This window comes from Maribacter caenipelagi, assembly GCF_004364175.1.
Lineage (GTDB): Bacteria > Bacteroidota > Bacteroidia > Flavobacteriales > Flavobacteriaceae > Maribacter > Maribacter caenipelagi.
The window spans coordinates 15,944-32,039 of record NZ_SNZW01000014.1 but is presented as its reverse complement, the minus strand read 5'-3'; the positions used below and the strand labels follow the sequence as shown (position 1 = coordinate 32,039).

At 33.8% G+C, this 16,096-nt stretch carries 12 protein-coding genes; 3 read left to right on the top strand and 9 right to left on the bottom strand.

What is annotated here, in order from left to right:
* Window positions 1-44: 44 nt before the first annotated feature.
* Together DFQ03_RS08055 and DFQ03_RS08050 are read right to left on the bottom strand one after the other, a co-directional pair.
* Window positions 45-974 carry a 2-hydroxyacid dehydrogenase gene (locus DFQ03_RS08055; RefSeq protein WP_133672672.1) on the bottom strand — a complete coding sequence of 310 codons (930 nt, stop codon included), beginning with the start codon at window positions 972-974 and terminating at the stop codon, window positions 45-47.
* Window positions 975-977: 3 nt separating this feature from the next.
* Window positions 978-1,487 carry a DUF6155 family protein gene (locus DFQ03_RS08050; protein ID WP_133672671.1) on the bottom strand — a complete coding sequence of 170 codons (510 nt, stop codon included), beginning with the start codon at window positions 1,485-1,487 and terminating at the stop codon, window positions 978-980.
* A gap of 172 nt (window positions 1,488-1,659) precedes the next feature.
* On the opposite strand from DFQ03_RS08050, the gene DFQ03_RS08045 reads away from it, so the two are divergent.
* Both DFQ03_RS08045 and DFQ03_RS08040 read left to right on the top strand, forming a co-directional pair.
* On the top strand, window positions 1,660-2,523 hold the full coding sequence (locus DFQ03_RS08045) for a sigma-70 family RNA polymerase sigma factor (RefSeq protein WP_036154298.1): 864 nt from the start codon (window positions 1,660-1,662) through the stop codon (window positions 2,521-2,523).
* Window positions 2,524-3,292: 769 nt separating this feature from the next.
* Window positions 3,293-4,585 (top strand): PI-PLC domain-containing protein, encoded by a 1,293-nt coding sequence (locus DFQ03_RS08040; protein WP_133672670.1) that lies wholly within the window; start codon window positions 3,293-3,295, stop codon window positions 4,583-4,585.
* On the opposite strand, the gene DFQ03_RS08035 is transcribed toward DFQ03_RS08040, so the two are convergent.
* The 6 genes from DFQ03_RS08035 to DFQ03_RS08010 all read right to left on the bottom strand — a co-directional run bounded on the left by DFQ03_RS08035 (window position 4,575) and on the right by DFQ03_RS08010 (window position 14,197).
* A complete protein-coding gene (locus tag DFQ03_RS08035) occupies window positions 4,575-5,882 on the bottom strand; it encodes a YaiO family outer membrane beta-barrel protein (protein ID WP_133672669.1) in 1,308 nt (435 codons plus the stop codon). The genes DFQ03_RS08040 and DFQ03_RS08035 overlap by 11 nt on opposite strands.
* Complete coding sequence (locus DFQ03_RS08030; protein ID WP_133672668.1) at window positions 5,882-8,263, bottom strand: LTA synthase family protein; 2,382 nt, start codon at window positions 8,261-8,263, stop codon at window positions 5,882-5,884. The genes DFQ03_RS08035 and DFQ03_RS08030 overlap by 1 nt, the downstream gene beginning before the upstream one ends.
* 6 nt (window positions 8,264-8,269) lie before the next feature.
* Window positions 8,270-9,700: a glycosyltransferase family 2 protein gene (locus tag DFQ03_RS08025; RefSeq protein WP_133672667.1), complete on the bottom strand. Its 1,431-nt coding sequence runs from the start codon at window positions 9,698-9,700 to the stop codon at window positions 8,270-8,272.
* Window positions 9,693-11,813, bottom strand: coding sequence for a HEAT repeat domain-containing protein (locus DFQ03_RS08020; protein WP_133672666.1), 2,121 nt, complete (start codon window positions 11,811-11,813; stop codon window positions 9,693-9,695). The genes DFQ03_RS08025 and DFQ03_RS08020 overlap by 8 nt, the downstream gene beginning before the upstream one ends.
* Before the next feature lie 256 nt (window positions 11,814-12,069).
* Window positions 12,070-12,435 carry a response regulator transcription factor gene (locus DFQ03_RS08015; protein ID WP_133672665.1) on the bottom strand — a complete coding sequence of 122 codons (366 nt, stop codon included), beginning with the start codon at window positions 12,433-12,435 and terminating at the stop codon, window positions 12,070-12,072.
* Window position 12,436: 1 nt separating this feature from the next.
* A complete protein-coding gene (locus DFQ03_RS08010; RefSeq protein WP_133672664.1) occupies window positions 12,437-14,197 on the bottom strand; it encodes an ATP-binding protein in 1,761 nt (586 codons plus the stop codon).
* Window positions 14,198-14,339: 142 nt separating this feature from the next.
* Between DFQ03_RS08010 and DFQ03_RS08005 the strand changes: the two genes are divergently transcribed.
* A complete protein-coding gene (locus DFQ03_RS08005; RefSeq protein ID WP_133672663.1) occupies window positions 14,340-15,629 on the top strand; it encodes a dipeptidase in 1,290 nt (429 codons plus the stop codon).
* Here the strand turns inward: DFQ03_RS08005 and DFQ03_RS08000 are convergent.
* Complete coding sequence (locus DFQ03_RS08000; RefSeq protein ID WP_133672662.1) at window positions 15,626-16,030, bottom strand: acyl-CoA thioesterase; 405 nt, start codon at window positions 16,028-16,030, stop codon at window positions 15,626-15,628. The genes DFQ03_RS08005 and DFQ03_RS08000 overlap by 4 nt on opposite strands.
* Window positions 16,031-16,096 lie beyond the last annotated feature (66 nt).

Here is a 16,096-nt window from a genome sequence, read left to right as displayed (position 1 = left end):
GATTTTTATGGGTCTAGGAAATAAAAAACCTGAAAAAAACAATATTAGTAGCCCTTGTCAGAATCTACTAAATTCTGCAATTTTTCTCCGGAATTCAACCTTTTATAATTTTCAATAATCTGCGGAATTACGGAATTGGTATCGGAAACACTTGCGTAATGGGGAGTCATGTGCACTCTTTTATGATCCCAAAAAGGATGGGTTTTAGGCAAGGGTTCTGTATGGTAAACATCTAAACAAGCTCCAGATAAATGAACTGAATCTAATAAATCGATTAAATCTTCGTCAACTAGATGACCGCCACGGGCAACATTAATAACGTATGCATTTTTAGGAAGCTGAGACAAGAGCTCCTTGTTTAGAATACCTTCAGTTGCTGTTGTTAGTGGCAACAGACAGACTAACACATTGGTAGTTTTCAAGAACTCTTGTTGTTCATCTGCACCAAAAAAAGTTCTTACGCCCTCAATATTCTTTTTACTCCTACTCCACCCTTGTACCTTGAATCCGAATCTGGTAAGGTCAGAAGCAGTAAGTGCACCTAATTCACCGAGACCCAAAATACCAACAGTTACATCTTTAATTCGTAAATAACTTTTAGGTTCCCATACATGTGCTACTTGATCTAACTTGTAAATGTTTAAATTTTTAAGGTAAGCAAGTAAGACACTCAGTATATGCTCAGACATATCACCCGCTAAAAACGTATCCACTATACGTGTTATAGGAATATTTTTAGGACGTGTATTATCTTCAAAAATATAATCTACACCAGCACCGGCAGATGCAATACATTTTAAATTAGGGTAATTTGCTAGCGTACCGGTTGGATGCTTCCAGATGACCGCCATGGTTATTTCATCTTTTGGGTGACTCTCTAAATAGCTATACACCTTTATAGAACTATCTGCCTTTTGTAAGGCATTCTTCCACACATCTATCTTATTATCCTGCCTAATAACTACTATTGCCATATACTAATCTATAATATCTAAAGCCTTTGAGAATTCATCCTCAAAAAGCCACTTTTGATTTTGCGTTTCGGTATATATGTTTAAAATGCGCGCTCGAAATTCTGGAAAGACACCTTGAACGGTAGTAAATTGAATAACCTCGTTAAATGAGTTTAGCATACTTCTATAAAAAGAATCTGGTACATTCTTCTCCATCGAGAAGGTTTGTGCAATTTCGAGATTATAGCACATAACATCAGCAATTAAATGTGGGTCTACCCCCAGCTTGACGAAATGCTTAATAAATTTCTGTGCGACAGACCTACGGGCTTTAGGTTTTCTTCTCTTGAGCGGAAAATATTCGTTAGATATTTTAGCTTTTGCATCTTGCACCAATTTATCTTCTTTAGGGTTAAATGCAAAATCGTAATAAGTTTTTACGGTCGGAAATTTCTCGTAAAGCTCTACGATTTGTTCTTCCAAAGCCTTTTTTGGAAGTTTGGAGAGGTATGTTTTTAAAGCCCGTTTACTCATAAAAATTCAGTGTCTATATTCAAAAATACGCTTTACAGGAACAATGTCCTAAAAGGCTAAATCTTTGTTAAAGCTAATAAATGCTGTAGAAGTATAGTGAAATTCATTAGGAAATACGGATAAAAAGCGGTATACTGTAAACTTGTACAACTTCTAAATTCCATACACACATATGAGGCAACTAAAGATTATCAAGCAGGTAACGAATCGTGAGTCGAAATCACTGGATAAATATTTGCAAGATATCAGTAAAATTGATTTGATTACAGCGAATGAAGAGGTAGAACTGGCGCAGAAGATTCGTGAAGGTAGTCAAGCAGCTTTGGAGAAATTAACCACTGCAAATTTAAGGTTCGTGGTTTCCGTAGCAAAACAATATCAAAATCAAGGTCTTAAATTACCAGATTTAATTAATGAAGGAAATTTAGGCTTAGTTAAAGCAGCAAAAAGATTTGACGAAACAAGAGGATTTAAGTTTATATCCTATGCCGTTTGGTGGATCAGACAATCTATATTACAAGCTTTGGCTGAACAATCTAGAGTTGTTCGTTTACCGTTGAACAAAATTGGTTCTATAAATAAAATCAAAAAGACATTTTCTTATTTAGAGCAGGCACATGAACGTCCGCCTTCTCCAGAAGAAATTGCAAAAGAATTAGAAATGACGGTTTCTGAAGTGAAACAATCACTTAAGAATTCAGGTAGACACGTATCTATGGATGCACCTTTACGTGAAGGCGAAGATTCTAACCTATATGACGTATTACGTTCAGGAGAGTCTCCAAGACCAGATAATATTTTATTACAACAGTCTTTGAATACTGAAATCAATAGAGCTTTAGATACATTATCGCCAAGAGAGGCTGATGTTGTTAAACTTTATTATGGCATCGGTGATCAACAATCTATGACTTTGGCAGAAATTGGACAGACATTCGATCTAACAAGAGAACGTGTACGTCAAATTCGTGAAAAGGCAATTCGTAAATTACGCCATGCCTCTAGAAGTAAATTGTTAAAGACGTATTTAGGCTAGACTTTATTATTGTTTTAAAAAAAGAAAGCGCCCGTTATAAACGGGCGCTTTCTTTTTACATAATGTTTGGGAACACTACGAATAGGTCAATTTGTTGATATTAAAGTTTACTAGGATACTATTAAGATCCTGAATAAAGTTTTGATACGATGAGAAATCTTGATTTTGGTGTGCCATGGGTGTATTTTTTTTGGTTTTGGTTTGATTGACTCTTACATATAGTCCAACTCTGCTAATTCGTTGATACTAAGAATCTCATTTAAATCTTGAAGAAACAAAAGGTATTCTTCTCCGTAGGTGTCGTAAAGCATATTGTAGGTTTAAAAGTTAATCTTAATTTGGGTATTCATATCTTGAAGTAAATATATACTGATGATAAGGCTGTGACAACAAAATGTGGTGAACTAATTTAAATATGTTGTAAAACCTATAAAAAAGTGTTGTTTACTCATCTAAAACCTATGAACCCTGTAATTGGCTAGGCTTCACAAGTGGTATTTCATCCTATTTATTGGTATTTTAACGATATTCTTCAAAAATCAGGTATGTTTCCCCACTAATGATATTTCTCTAAGAATGAAATGAAAGTAAATAATCCTTTATATTAAAGAATCATGTAGCTTTATTTCTAGAGTACCTTAAACATCCTATTTAAATAAAGAAGAAGGTATTTATCATTACAATACCATTGATCTAATTACGTTTTTACAATAGTATAAATGGTATATCATATTCCAAGACCTTTGATTAAGCTGAAAATATAATTACAATGACAAGATTCTCACATCTACTATTCAACCATAAAGTCCCTATTCTATTAATTTTACTTTTTATCTGGAAACCCGTAAAAGCAGAAAATAGAAGCACTATAGATTCCTCATTTGAAAATTTACAATCATTAGAATTAATTCTAAATAGTCATAGTTTTAATACTCATGAGCGAAGTACATTTTCTTATGCTTCTCAAACCGAATCAATAGAACGCGGATTAACAATTGTTCATCTACAAGCAGATAATAAAGTGGAGTTCAAAACTTTTGATACCTATGGTAGTAAAGAAGATGTAAAAACATTTTTAGAAGTGCTTACTCAAATGATAGAATCTAAGGCGATTTTTGCAATGTTGGCACATGATTCTGCAGCAGCACAATTAACAGGATTCGAAAAGCAGTTATCTGATTTAGGCTTTCTACAATTAAGCGCCTTAAAAGGAAGGCAAGCATACATTATGCATAATATAAATGGTACTATTACTGAACAGGTAAATGATAATTCCATCACAGAAACCTTAAGTATTACATCATCCGTTGGTAGTACTGCTATTTATTTTCCGAAAGAGGTATATGAATTTGAATCAAATATAGATAGATACATTGCCCATGCCGGTGGAGAGATTAACGGAGTGAAATCTACCAACTCGAAACATGCTTTAGATGAGAATTATAAAAAGGGCTTCCGAAATTTTGAATTGGACATTATAGAAACATCCGACGGTAAATTGGTGGCGGCACATGATTGGAATATGTGGGCACGTTTTACAGATTATACAGGTACCTTACCTCCTACTCACGCCCAATTTATGAAACAGAAAATTTATGGCGATTATACGACCTTAGATATGGATGGAATTAATGCCTGGTTTAAGAATCACCCAGATGCGACCTTGATTACCGATAAGGTGAACGATCCAATAGCCTTCTCTGATTCGTTTATAGATAAAGACCGTCTAATAATGGAACTATTTAGCGTTATGGCAGTAGAAAAGGCATCTGAGCAAGGTATACACCCCATGATTTCTCAAGAACCGTTGTTAGCTATTAAAGGTGATAAAGTAAATTTTCTAAAAGTCAATAACGTTAGTCACGTTGCAGTTTCAAGAAGAATAATCTCAAGTCAGAAAAAATTGATGCTGCAATTAAGAGATGCGGGCATTAAAGTATATGTTTTCAACGTCAACTTCGACGCAGGCAAAGATGAGCAATATGTTTACGATAATGAGTTAGGTTTGGTGTACGGTATGTATGCCGATAAGTGGATATCTGCTATGCAGTCTAAAAATTAAACTCATAAGTTAAACCTGCAGATATAGAATAAAAATAGCTGCCAGGATCAAAAGATTGCTCTTGTCGCAAAACCCCTACATTAGTTCTATAGGCACTAAGGTTATTTTTACTGGTAAATTGATATTCAAAGCTTAATCGTTGCGATTCGATATACAAAAGTGTTTCTGCCAACAATTGATCGCCCGAAGTAAACTGTCTCAACTCAGGTGAAAAACCATAACCTACATTTAAACCCATATAATTTTCGGCATCCTTTAAATATTTACGTACTAGTAAGTTACCCGAGACCCTAGTAAGCTTATTAGACTCAGGCGTTATATATGAGCGTAGCGAGAAATAATAGTTTCCCTTATAATAACCTAAAGAGTTGGTAATTGATTTGACATCTTTAGTCGCAAAATTTATAAATCTACCACCGGCAGAAAACTCAACACCACTTTTATGATTATAATACACATCGCTACCCATTTTGTGATTGGGGTATAGGTCAGATTCAGAATATCCATAATTTACATAGGCATAGAACCCCTTAGCAATTTTAGGATACAAATCGAGGTCTAACTGAATTCCGTTCTTACCAACTCTATTGCTATTATTTATTCTTGGGATAATTGATCCAAAAGGAGTTTGTCTTTTGTAAGCAATACTAGACGTGGTAATAGGATCAAAACGTTGGTCATAAAACGTAACTGAACTATTGACCATTACAGAATTTTTGAGTTTCTCTTCTGTCACTGGCGTTTTTCTTAATAATTCACCGTTTTTATCATCAATAACTTTCGCCTCCGTTTTTTTTGATTTTTTAGCGCCTACTAATTTAGTTTTAACAGCGCTATCGACATTATACCAACCATCTTTGGCATACGACAAACTAGTAATACCAACTTTAGCTAATGCCTGAAGCCTTTTTAGTTCTTTATCATTTTCTATGTTCGCCAATGCTTTATTTGCCAGTCCCAATGCTGTAGCATAGTTTTTAGCATACAGTTCGTTTTTAACCGCAGAAATCCATACTTCTCTATTATTCTTATTAGTTGATAATATAGCGTTGAATTCGGTACGTGCTAAATCATAATCACCTCGCCAGCTCAATGTACTCGCCCATAATATAGAAGTATTTATATCGGTAGCAGGCTTGTTAATCATTAAATACAGCATATTATGTGCAGTATTGGTTTTGCCCTCATACGCCAATGCATATGCAGTATCGAAATTACCAGCAGTATCTTGACCACTAACACGAACAATACCGGCTAATAGGGTCAAAAGAATGATATGTATAAACGTTTTCCTCATTATTTAACAGATGCTATGGTAGTAGCGGGTTCTTTTTGTTTTGGTTTGTGTACTTTGATACCGGCATTTCTTGCAATTGTTCGGGCCCTAGAAATTTTATCTACAATCTCATTGGCACTAGAACTATTTGCTTCGACCTTATCGATTAGCTCTAAACCTTCATTCAATTTATCTGACCAGTAATACACATCGAAAAGTGCAGCATAAGAATCTATATAATTCGGATTAACAGAAATACACTCTTGTAATATTTCAGCTGCTTTTTCATGATTCCCTTTCCATGAATTCACTCTTCCCATTAATATTTTAGTGTCAATATGACTAGGTGCTCCAGAAAGGTTATAACGGCATAGCAACAAGGCTTTATCCCATTTTTTATTCCATGCTAAATCCCGCGCCTTAAAATATCCTTTATCAGAATCTTTACCGTCGTAAACACTGTTCAACCAGACGGTTTCACTATCGGTAAATTGTTCTTTTTGAATCGTGAAAATTGCCAAACTATCAGGAATTATCTTGTTCTCTGTAGTCACATAATGGTTCACAGATTTAAATCGCTCTAAGGTAGATTCAATAGAACCACCACCAAAAGCAGAACTGACATTCATATTTTCGTCTAGTTCCATAATATCGCCATCAGTATATAGTTTTTCTTTACTTATATATTCTTTCAATTCGTTCTTATTACGCATCAACGGAATATTTTTTGTAGACCTAAATGCAGTTTCCATATCAAGTGCACCACCCATCCAAGCCACTTTTTTAGGCATTTTCAATTCATAAGAATTTGATAGTAAAGCCAATATAGACGGAGTAATATCGAAATGTGATGAAACAGAACTCATTTTACGTGTGGTTGTGAGCATAGGGCTGAACATAATCATCGGAACATGAAAACGGCTAATAGTATTACGCTGTGGTATAGGTATAAGCCTATGGTCACCAGTAATGATGAAAATCGTATTCTCGTAATTTGGTTGTGTTTTGTATGATTCCATAAACCATTTTATAGCATCATCTGTATACAACAGTGTAGCGAAAACGTTATCATTCTTTTCAATGATTTTCTCGACTCTAGAGTCAAAACTGCCATTTTCTAGTATATTCTTTACTTTACCTTCAAACAAATCTTGATTTGGCGGAATAAAAGGTTCGTGTGTACTAATAGTCATGTAAACCTCTAATCGTGGTTGATTTTCACCTCTTTCAAAACTTAAACTTTTCTTAAACAATTCCATATCAGGATACCCCCAAGAAGAACCTGCGGCATCTTCAGCTTGTTTTTGGTATTTACTTCCGAATCCTGATTTATCTAACACAAAATCAACATTCTCACTAGTTAAAAATCGGTCAACCTTATCAAAAGAACTATTGGTGCCTTGATAAAATGAGGTATGATAACCATTATTTTTAAGCACACTGAACATGGTCAATTTGTTTGGGTATTCTTCTAGTTCCATGAATCCGCTTTTACCAAAAGGCAACGAACCTAATAATGATGGTAATACTCCGAATGTCCTACCCGTATTACTCAAGAAATTTTCCCAGTATAAAGATTTAGTAGTTAGAGAATCTAAGTAAGGTGTGAATCCGCCATATTCGGCACCTTCACCAACAAAATCTCTACCCAAACCTTCGACCATTATAAAAACGATATTAGGTTTCTCTTCTTTAAGATTAAAATACTCACCCAGCACATTTTCTACATTTGCACTTTGCACCAAAGGATACTCTTCTTTCGATGTATACGAATTGTCTTCGGTACTGGTATTGTATACATTAACAGCGAGATATTGTACTTTATTCTGATTAATAGGTTTGCCGTCTGTAAATAAAGAAGCCATAAACAGACTAAATAAAACAATCGTAAACGGATACATTTTGCTAATTCGATGATAGACTTTAGAAGTAATTCTATAGAGTGCTAAAAAGAGACTTATTAATATAGATATGCCAATGAGCAGATAAAATGAAATCATGAATCCGCCAGAATTAGCTATCGTTATTTTCATATCTGCATAACTATATCCTAAAATATCTGAACCTAATGGCACTAATGTAGTACAGTAGTAGGCCGTAAGTAACGCTTCGAATATGAGTACAAAACTCAATAAAACGAAGACAAGGTTAAAGCCGTATTTGGAGCGCAAATTTTCCCAAAAATTGAAAGGTAACACCATTACAATACCCATCAACGCGGTAAAACCTATTTGATGAACAATAGCTTTTAAAAAACTTACTGAAAAAATAGTATCGATAACCCCTTTATAATACAGCATACCGTATTGAAAAAGCGCCAACACGAACAAACATCCGAAAAAGGATATCATAAGCCGTGTATACTGCTTTAAGGAATATCTATCTATTTGACTTGTGTTCATTGCTTATTAAGATGCTTTTGCAAAACCTTTTCTAACTTGGGATCCCCAACCAGATTTTATTTTGAATAATTTTTTATAGTTGCCCCTAACTGCAGCATACACTACAATTGGGTGAAAAATGAAAGGCTCTAGAATTGCCAGACCCATAAGTATTAAAATGTCTTTTGTTTTACGATATTGGTTATAAGAATACACATCCCAAAGAATGGCATAAAATGAAATCATGATAGAGAAAAGGAAAATTGCCAATGTAATCATGAAAAAGAATTCCCAATTTAGAATGCCTAAATAGGCAAAAAGTATAATGGTGAAAAAGCCAAAAAACTCCAATAAAGGAGAAAGCCATTCATAGAAAAACCAATATGGATAACTTAATAAACCAAGTCTACCATATTTTGAATTGAACAACATGTCTTTATGTTTGAACAATGTTTCTAAATTACCACGAGCCCAACGGTCTCTTTGGTTGACTAGAATTTTAAGATCTTCAGGAACCTCGGTCCAACACAACGGATCAGGAATATATTCTATCGTATATGGTTCTTTTCTATCATGCATATAACGACGCATTTTAAAAACGATTTCCATGTCTTCACCAACAGTATCAGTATCATACCCACCAACCGCTAACGCAATTTCACGTTCAAAAAAGCCAAATGCACCAGAAATTATAAGTAAGCTATCAATTCTACCCCAAGCCATTCTACCTAAAATAAATGAACGGGTGTACTCTAAAAGTTGAAATCTAGCCAACCAATTAGTTGGTAATCTAATTTCTTCAAGTTGACCACCTTGTATGATACAAGAGTTGGCTACACGTATTACTCCGCCGACCGCAATCACCCTTTTCTTAGAACGTTGAAAAAATGATTTGACCACGTGTAATAAAGCATCTGGTTGTAACAGGCAATCGACATCGATACAACCTACATATTTACTGGTAGACAATGAAACACCAGCATTTAAAGCATCTGACTTGCCACCATTCATTTTATCAACAACGGTAAGCTTTTCAAAAGCCCTGTTTTTTGATTTATAGATACCACGAACTGTTTTAGATTTCCAGTCGGGATCCATCTCAACAGTTATTTTTTCGAGGTCGTAAGAATCAATCAGTTTTTGTAATGTATCATCTTTACTTCCATCGTTCACGACCATAACATCATAATTGACATATTGAAGTGATAATAAAGAGCGAATATTTTCTACAATGGTTAAGCCTTCATTATAAGCGGGAGCAATTATAGTGATGGTTGGCGCCAAAGGAGAAGCCATTATTTTGGTGATATCTGTAAAACTGTTTTTATTTCTATAATGAAGAGAGTTCTTTGTAGAGAAATACGCCATTAATGAAAACAGGACAAACAGAATTAAGGTAAAAACAAAGAATACAAAATTGATGTATTCCAATACCACACCAAATAGTTCACTATCCATTTTTCTTTCGGTATAAGGAGTTGGACATGGAGCATAATTGATCGAACAAAGTAGAACCATTTTCGTTCGAAACAGATCTTTTATGTTCTGTTGGCCTATTAAATTCTAGCTCAAAACCGACATTAAAAATGGAATCTTCGTCTGATGCAATAATAGAATGATCAGTGACTACTGCCAATTGCGACTTTATATGTGCTAGGGCTTCAGTAGCCTTTTTTACGAGAGTTTTTGATTCAGTTTGAATAACATTATTTAAAAGATCAATTTCTTTCTCGTCACCAACTTTTTTAATTTCGCCGATAAGCATAAGTTTTGTCTCATAATCGGCTAGATTATAAATATCTGTAAATACACTTTCGGCAAGATCATTATCATCAGAAAACAATTCATTTGGTCGTGGTGATTGGTATGAGAATTTCTGAATTAATTCATTTGCTCTCTCGATAACTACTTCAGAACTATTTTCTTCTATAATTTGGTATAAAAGGATGAGTTCGCGACAGTCACCAAGCTCAGATATGTTTTCTAACAATACCATGGCATCAAGCTCTTCTTGAGGCATAAAATTCGCCGTGAAAGAAATATTATCATTTTCAAAAGAAATAAGCGGCTCAGCCGAATCAGCTGTGTTGATATCCACTTTATTTTGCTCTATTTTTTCTGAATTTAAAGTAGACCAATCAAGTCCATTATTTATATTCGTTGAAATATTATTTAACGGATTTATAGAAGACTGCTCTTGCGTATCTTCCATTGATTCATCATCTAATTCAAATAACGGTTGAAAATCGTCATCTTTATAAGAAGTAGTTACTTGTTGAATAACATCTTCTTCTACAACATATGGTAGAAAACTAAAAGTAAGCTCTTCTTCTTCCTTTAATACTTCTTGTTCTTCTTCTTCTAATTCTTGGACTTGCTCACTGTCGACTACAGTCTCATTTTCTTTTATTTCCTCTAATGCTTCTTCATCTTTAATATGAGGTAAAAAACTTAAATCGATATCTTCTAATGACTTGACCTTCTTTATTTCATCAACATCTAATGCTGTCTCATCTTTTTGAATCAGTTCTTCAACAGTTGCTTCCTCAATATCGTTAAGTGCAACATTTTCTTCAACGGTAGGTGATATTACTGTTATGTCTTCAGTAGTTGTTGTTTCAACATCTACTTCAGTAGAAACATCTGCATTCTTATCTTCTAATATTATATCTTCATGATTATCGATAATTGAAAGATCCTCTTCTTGCAATGCATCATCACATATAACATCATAAAAATCTGGCTTAGATATATTTTTAGTTGGTAAAACTCTTTCAGGATCAATTTTGTTGAGTGTTCCTATTACTTTACTTTTTATATTAAAGTTGCGTTCTGTCAAATGCAGATTTTCTAAAAAAGAAATTTCGGCCTTTGTACCCAATTCTCCAATGGCATCTAAAATGGCTATTTTAATATCATGACTAGCCTTGGAATACACTAATTTTAATGTTTTTAAAGCATTCACGAAATGAAAATCTTTAATGCACTCAATAGCTTCTGCCTGAATATCTCGATTCTTATGTTTTAACAGGGTAATTATAGATTGCTCAGCATCGTTCTGACTATAATATTTAATCAAACGCAAAGAAAACAATACTACGTGGATATTGGTAGAAGTTAACCAGAGCCCGAATTGTGGCGGACTATAATTAGGCTTATGTCTAAGTACATCTAACAACTTTAACTGTTGCCATTCAGCAATCTTAAACTTGGTATTATCAAGAAAATATTTAATACCCTCTTCTTTAAGATTAACCACTGCAATTTCTGCCTGTTTACGAATGGTACTTTGTTTATGGTTTATGAATTTTATAAGTAGTCCGTATGACTCATCAACCTCCATAGTTGTCAATTCTAGTATACCACTTGAAACAACTTGCCATTTTCTGCTGCCTAATTTTTCGTAAGCATTGTGATGTAGTCCTAAATCTTTATATAAATCAATTAATACCGTTTGCGATTGACCAGATAAATCTTTTCGTAGATCAAGCAAAACTTCGGTAAGAACATCTCTATCGAAATTATTCTTTATTAATTCTCTAATCTGAACTTTTAGGTTTAAATAATTCATTTTTTCCTCCTTAGTATTTGAATCTTCATAAAAAAGAAATTCATTGATCATAGGGGAAAACTCGACCTTTTTATTTTTGGTACGACTGTTATTTGATGTAATTTTATTTCTGATGATGAATACACCAACAAAATAAATTACCGACAACACAAAAAACAATATAGTAAGCCACCAGAGATATTCTAAATTGAATTCTGGTGCAGTTATTAGCGATATTTTAATTTGATTAGGGGGAATCAACAAATTTTTATCTTACTTATTTACTTATTTCTCGCGCTATTCGAACTAGTAATTCCGTTGGACTTACAGGTTTCGTTATAAAATCATTTGCACCTAATTCAAAAGCTGTAAGAACGTTCTGCTCATTACCTGCCGATGATATAATAATTATAGGTGTCTTTGATTTAAGTTCATTTCGAACATAATCAATAAGCTCGATACCAGAACAATACGGCATCATAATATCACTCACGATAATGTCGGGCATTTTATTTTTTAAATACTCCTTTACTTCTTTTCCGTTGGCTGAATGATGTACTACATAGCCACCTTTTTTCAGTCTAAAGTTTAATAAAGACGCTAAAAGTTGGTCATCATCTGCTAATAGAACACTTTTACCCATCTTATTTTTTATTCATTATTTCTAGTTCACTGTTCAAGTTTTCCTCTAATAAAGGATAATCGTTTAAAAACAATTCATATAACTCTTTTACTGTTTCAAATTGATTTGTTTTACAGCTACTTTCTAGTTCAACAATTAACTTTCGCATTCCATCAGCTTTTATCATGGCAAAACCAGCCTTTAATTTGTGGGCAGATAACGCGATTTCCTTTAAATTTTCGGTTTTTAAATGAATTTTTACATTACCTATGAACTCAATGGCGTTCAATTTGAACAACTTTACTAATTCATTTAGCATATCAATTTCACCGAAACAATCTTTCATTAGATGGTTTAGGTCTATAACCGTGGTTTCTTTTGGTTCTATCATTGGCTTTTGAAGTATTGAGGCAAAATCTTGATGCTCTGTGTTTAATTTTTTGTTCTTTACTATTGTTGACATTAAATCGTCTAGGGTGTATGGTTTTAATAAGAAATCATTAATTCCTATCTCTTTACAATCTTTACTATCCTGCTCTGTAAAATCAGCACTAAAAGCAATAATTGGTACTGAATTTACATTTGAATTTTTATGATTTCTGATGGCTTTTGAAACTTCAAATCCATTTTGACCAGGCATTTTTAAATCCATTAGAATGAGATCAATTTTTCTTGAAGACAGCAAATACAAGCCTTTATCTAAATCAACATCTGCATGAACCGTACAGCCCCATTTTGTCAATTGTTCAACAATAAGGTGTTCGTTCATCTTATTATCTTCAAATACCAATATTTCGGTACCTACCAATAAACCACTGTTATCGTTTTTTGTAACCTTCTTTAAAGATTTACTTGGTACCGTAGTAGGACTAGCTATAGCATACGGCATTCTAAACCTAACAGTAGTTCCGCTATCTATTGTACTATCTATTTCGATTTCGCCATTCAGCCTACCTATAATTTCTTTAGTAATGGTTAAACCAAGTCCAGTACCACCATACTTCTTAGAAGTATCATCTTCTGCCTGGGTGTAACCTTTAAATATGGTTTTGATTTTTTCTTTAGAGATACCAATACCAGTATCGGCAACAGAAAACTCTATAAGACATTCGTTATTAATACGTTGTTTGGTGAAAACTTCTAATTTTATAAATCCTTGATGAACAAATTTCACCGAATTCCCTAATAGATTAAGAAGTATTTGAGATAATTTAGATGGATCGCCTTTTATTATTTTAGGCACGTTCTCGTCGATATCTATCAACAGTTCTATTTTGCGATCCATTACCAATGTCTCACATAAGAACATAACGTCATTAAGTAAGCTATGCAGGTTAAATTCTACCGTCTCAAAATTGTTATTACCCGAAGATAATTTAGAATATTCTAAAACTTCATTAATCAGCTTTAAAAGCGTATTTGATGCAAACTGAATGGCATCTACTTTTTTATGTTGCCCACGGGTTAATTTTTCTTCTTTTAAAAGATTCGCATACCCAATAATACTATTTAATGGGGTTCTAATTTCATGACTAACGTGAGCTATAAATTGCTTCTCTGAAGTGTCTTGATTTTCTGTAACAGAACCCTCATTTTTATTGGAAACAACGTGGTCTGTTTTTGGTGCATAAATATGTCTTTCTAAACTAGAACGAAAGGTATTAAAAGAGCTTTTTAACTCTTTAGCTTCAGCGGCATTTAACTCTTCAAAAGAGAATTCGCTAACTGTTCTTTCTAGTTGAGATAATTGACCAAGTAAATCCTTAGTATTTGAAATTGACATAAATAGGTATTCTTTAGTTTAAGAGGGTTGTTATTTATAATTACCTAAAAATGCATCAATACCGCTGCGAGAACAATAAAATGTTCTCTAAGAGTGGTTATTTGTTGTGAATACACTTAAATTGTAGGTCTAAACTCATCTGATGAAGCATCTTATCTATTTATTATGTGTACTAACCATAATCTCTTGCGGCGAAAAAAAAGAGAAAATTGAAGAAACTACCTTAGAAAAAGCACATCGAATTCATGATGATGTTATTACCATTGATACCCATAATGACATTAATGTAAAAAACTTTGTAGATAGTGTAAATTACAGTCAGAGGTTAGATAACCAAGTTAATTTACCGAAGATGAAAGAAGGTGGTTTAGACGTCACTTGGCTTATCGTTTATACAGGTCAAGATACGTTGACAGATGAAGGCTATGCCAAGGCAAAAGAGAACGCAATGTCAAAATTTGATGCTATTCATAAATTGTGCGAAGAAATTGCCCCCGAAGACATAGAATTAGCGTTAACTTCTGCAGATGTTGAACGAATAGTTGGTTCTGGAAAAAAAGCTGCTATGATCGGTGTTGAAAACGCTTACTCTATCGGAACAGATTTAGCACAGTTTAAAACCTACCATGATTTAGGCGCGCGTTATATATCATTAGCACATAACGGCCATAGCCAATTTTCAGATTCTAATACCGGTGAAGCCGATGATGAATGGTTGCATAACGGATTAAGTGATTTAGGTAAGCAAGCAGTAGTAGAAATGAATAAACTAGGTATAATGATAGATGTTTCTCACCCTTCAAAAGAAGCTATGAAACAAATGATATCATTATCAAAAGCACCAATTATAGCTTCTCATTCGTCTGCAAGAGCATTATGTGATCATAGTCGAAACTTAGATGACGAACAATTAATGTTGATGAAAGAAAATGGCGGCGTAGTACAGACCGTTGCGTTCAGCTCTTACTTAAATACTGAAAAACATGAAGCTAGAGCAGCATACATGAAATCTATTTATGAAAAAGTAGCTGATTCTTTAGATATCGCCTGGTACGAGCGCTCTCAGTTCTCAAGTTTATCTGATACTGAAAAAGAAGCCTTTATGGAAAACTACCCAAAGGTTTTAAAAATAGGAAAGGAATTGGTCGTTAATATGACTGATGCACCTGAAGCCGTAAATGTTTCTGATTTCGTGAACCATATCGATTATATGGTAAAGTTAATTGGTATTGACCACGTAGGCATTAGTTCTGACTTTGATGGTGGCGGTGGTATTGCAGGATGGAATGATGCTTCAGAAACCTTCAATGTTACCCTTGAGCTAGTAAAACGTGGATATTCTGAAGAAAATATTGCCAAATTATGGGGTGGTAACCTTATGCGAGTACTTGACGAAGTACAAGCTATAGCTAAAGAAATGGGTGAGCGTTAAAAATCATCACCCATTGCTGCTAGTCGATCTTTTACAAATTCTATTTTAGTTTTACCGTGTGCTGCAGGTTTTCCATTTTCACCAAGGTTAACCATAATGATGTTGTCTACGGTAACTATAGTTTCATGGTTCATTTTATTACGAACCTCGCAATTTAGGGTCAATGATGTTTTACCAAACTTAACTACTTCAATACCAATTTCAATAACATCGCCTTTAACGGCAGCGCTCATGAAATTAATTTCTGACATATATTTGGTAACCACTTTACCGTTTTCTAATTGAATTATAGCGTAAAGTGCTGCTTCTTCATCTATCCAAGCTAATAATCGACCTCCAAACAATGTTCCGTTAGAATTCAAATCACCAGGCTTTACTAATTTTCTAGTATGAAATCTCATAGTCTTTTTTTTGAAAATTTACTTTGCAAAGTTATGTCTAAAAATTTTCTACAGCACAATTTAACC

Coding starts and splice junctions, on each gene's coding strand:
- DFQ03_RS08035 (WP_133672669.1), bottom strand. CDS start 5,882: ATGAGGAAAACGTTTATACATATCATTCTTTTGACCCTATTAGCCGGT.
- DFQ03_RS08010 (WP_133672664.1), bottom strand. CDS start 14,197: ATGTCAATTTCAAATACTAAGGATTTACTTGGTCAATTATCTCAACTA.
- DFQ03_RS08055 (WP_133672672.1), bottom strand. CDS start 974: ATGGCAATAGTAGTTATTAGGCAGGATAATAAGATAGATGTGTGGAAG.
- DFQ03_RS08040 (WP_133672670.1), top strand. CDS start 3,293: ATGACAAGATTCTCACATCTACTATTCAACCATAAAGTCCCTATTCTA.
- DFQ03_RS08015 (WP_133672665.1), bottom strand. CDS start 12,435: ATGGGTAAAAGTGTTCTATTAGCAGATGATGACCAACTTTTAGCGTCT.
- DFQ03_RS08005 (WP_133672663.1), top strand. CDS start 14,340: ATGAAGCATCTTATCTATTTATTATGTGTACTAACCATAATCTCTTGC.
- DFQ03_RS08030 (WP_133672668.1), bottom strand. CDS start 8,263: ATGAACACAAGTCAAATAGATAGATATTCCTTAAAGCAGTATACACGG.
- DFQ03_RS08020 (WP_133672666.1), bottom strand. CDS start 11,813: ATGAATTATTTAAACCTAAAAGTTCAGATTAGAGAATTAATAAAGAAT.
- DFQ03_RS08050 (WP_133672671.1), bottom strand. CDS start 1,487: ATGAGTAAACGGGCTTTAAAAACATACCTCTCCAAACTTCCAAAAAAG.
- DFQ03_RS08045 (WP_036154298.1), top strand. CDS start 1,660: ATGAGGCAACTAAAGATTATCAAGCAGGTAACGAATCGTGAGTCGAAA.
- DFQ03_RS08025 (WP_133672667.1), bottom strand. CDS start 9,700: ATGGATAGTGAACTATTTGGTGTGGTATTGGAATACATCAATTTTGTA.
- DFQ03_RS08000 (WP_133672662.1), bottom strand. CDS start 16,030: ATGAGATTTCATACTAGAAAATTAGTAAAGCCTGGTGATTTGAATTCT.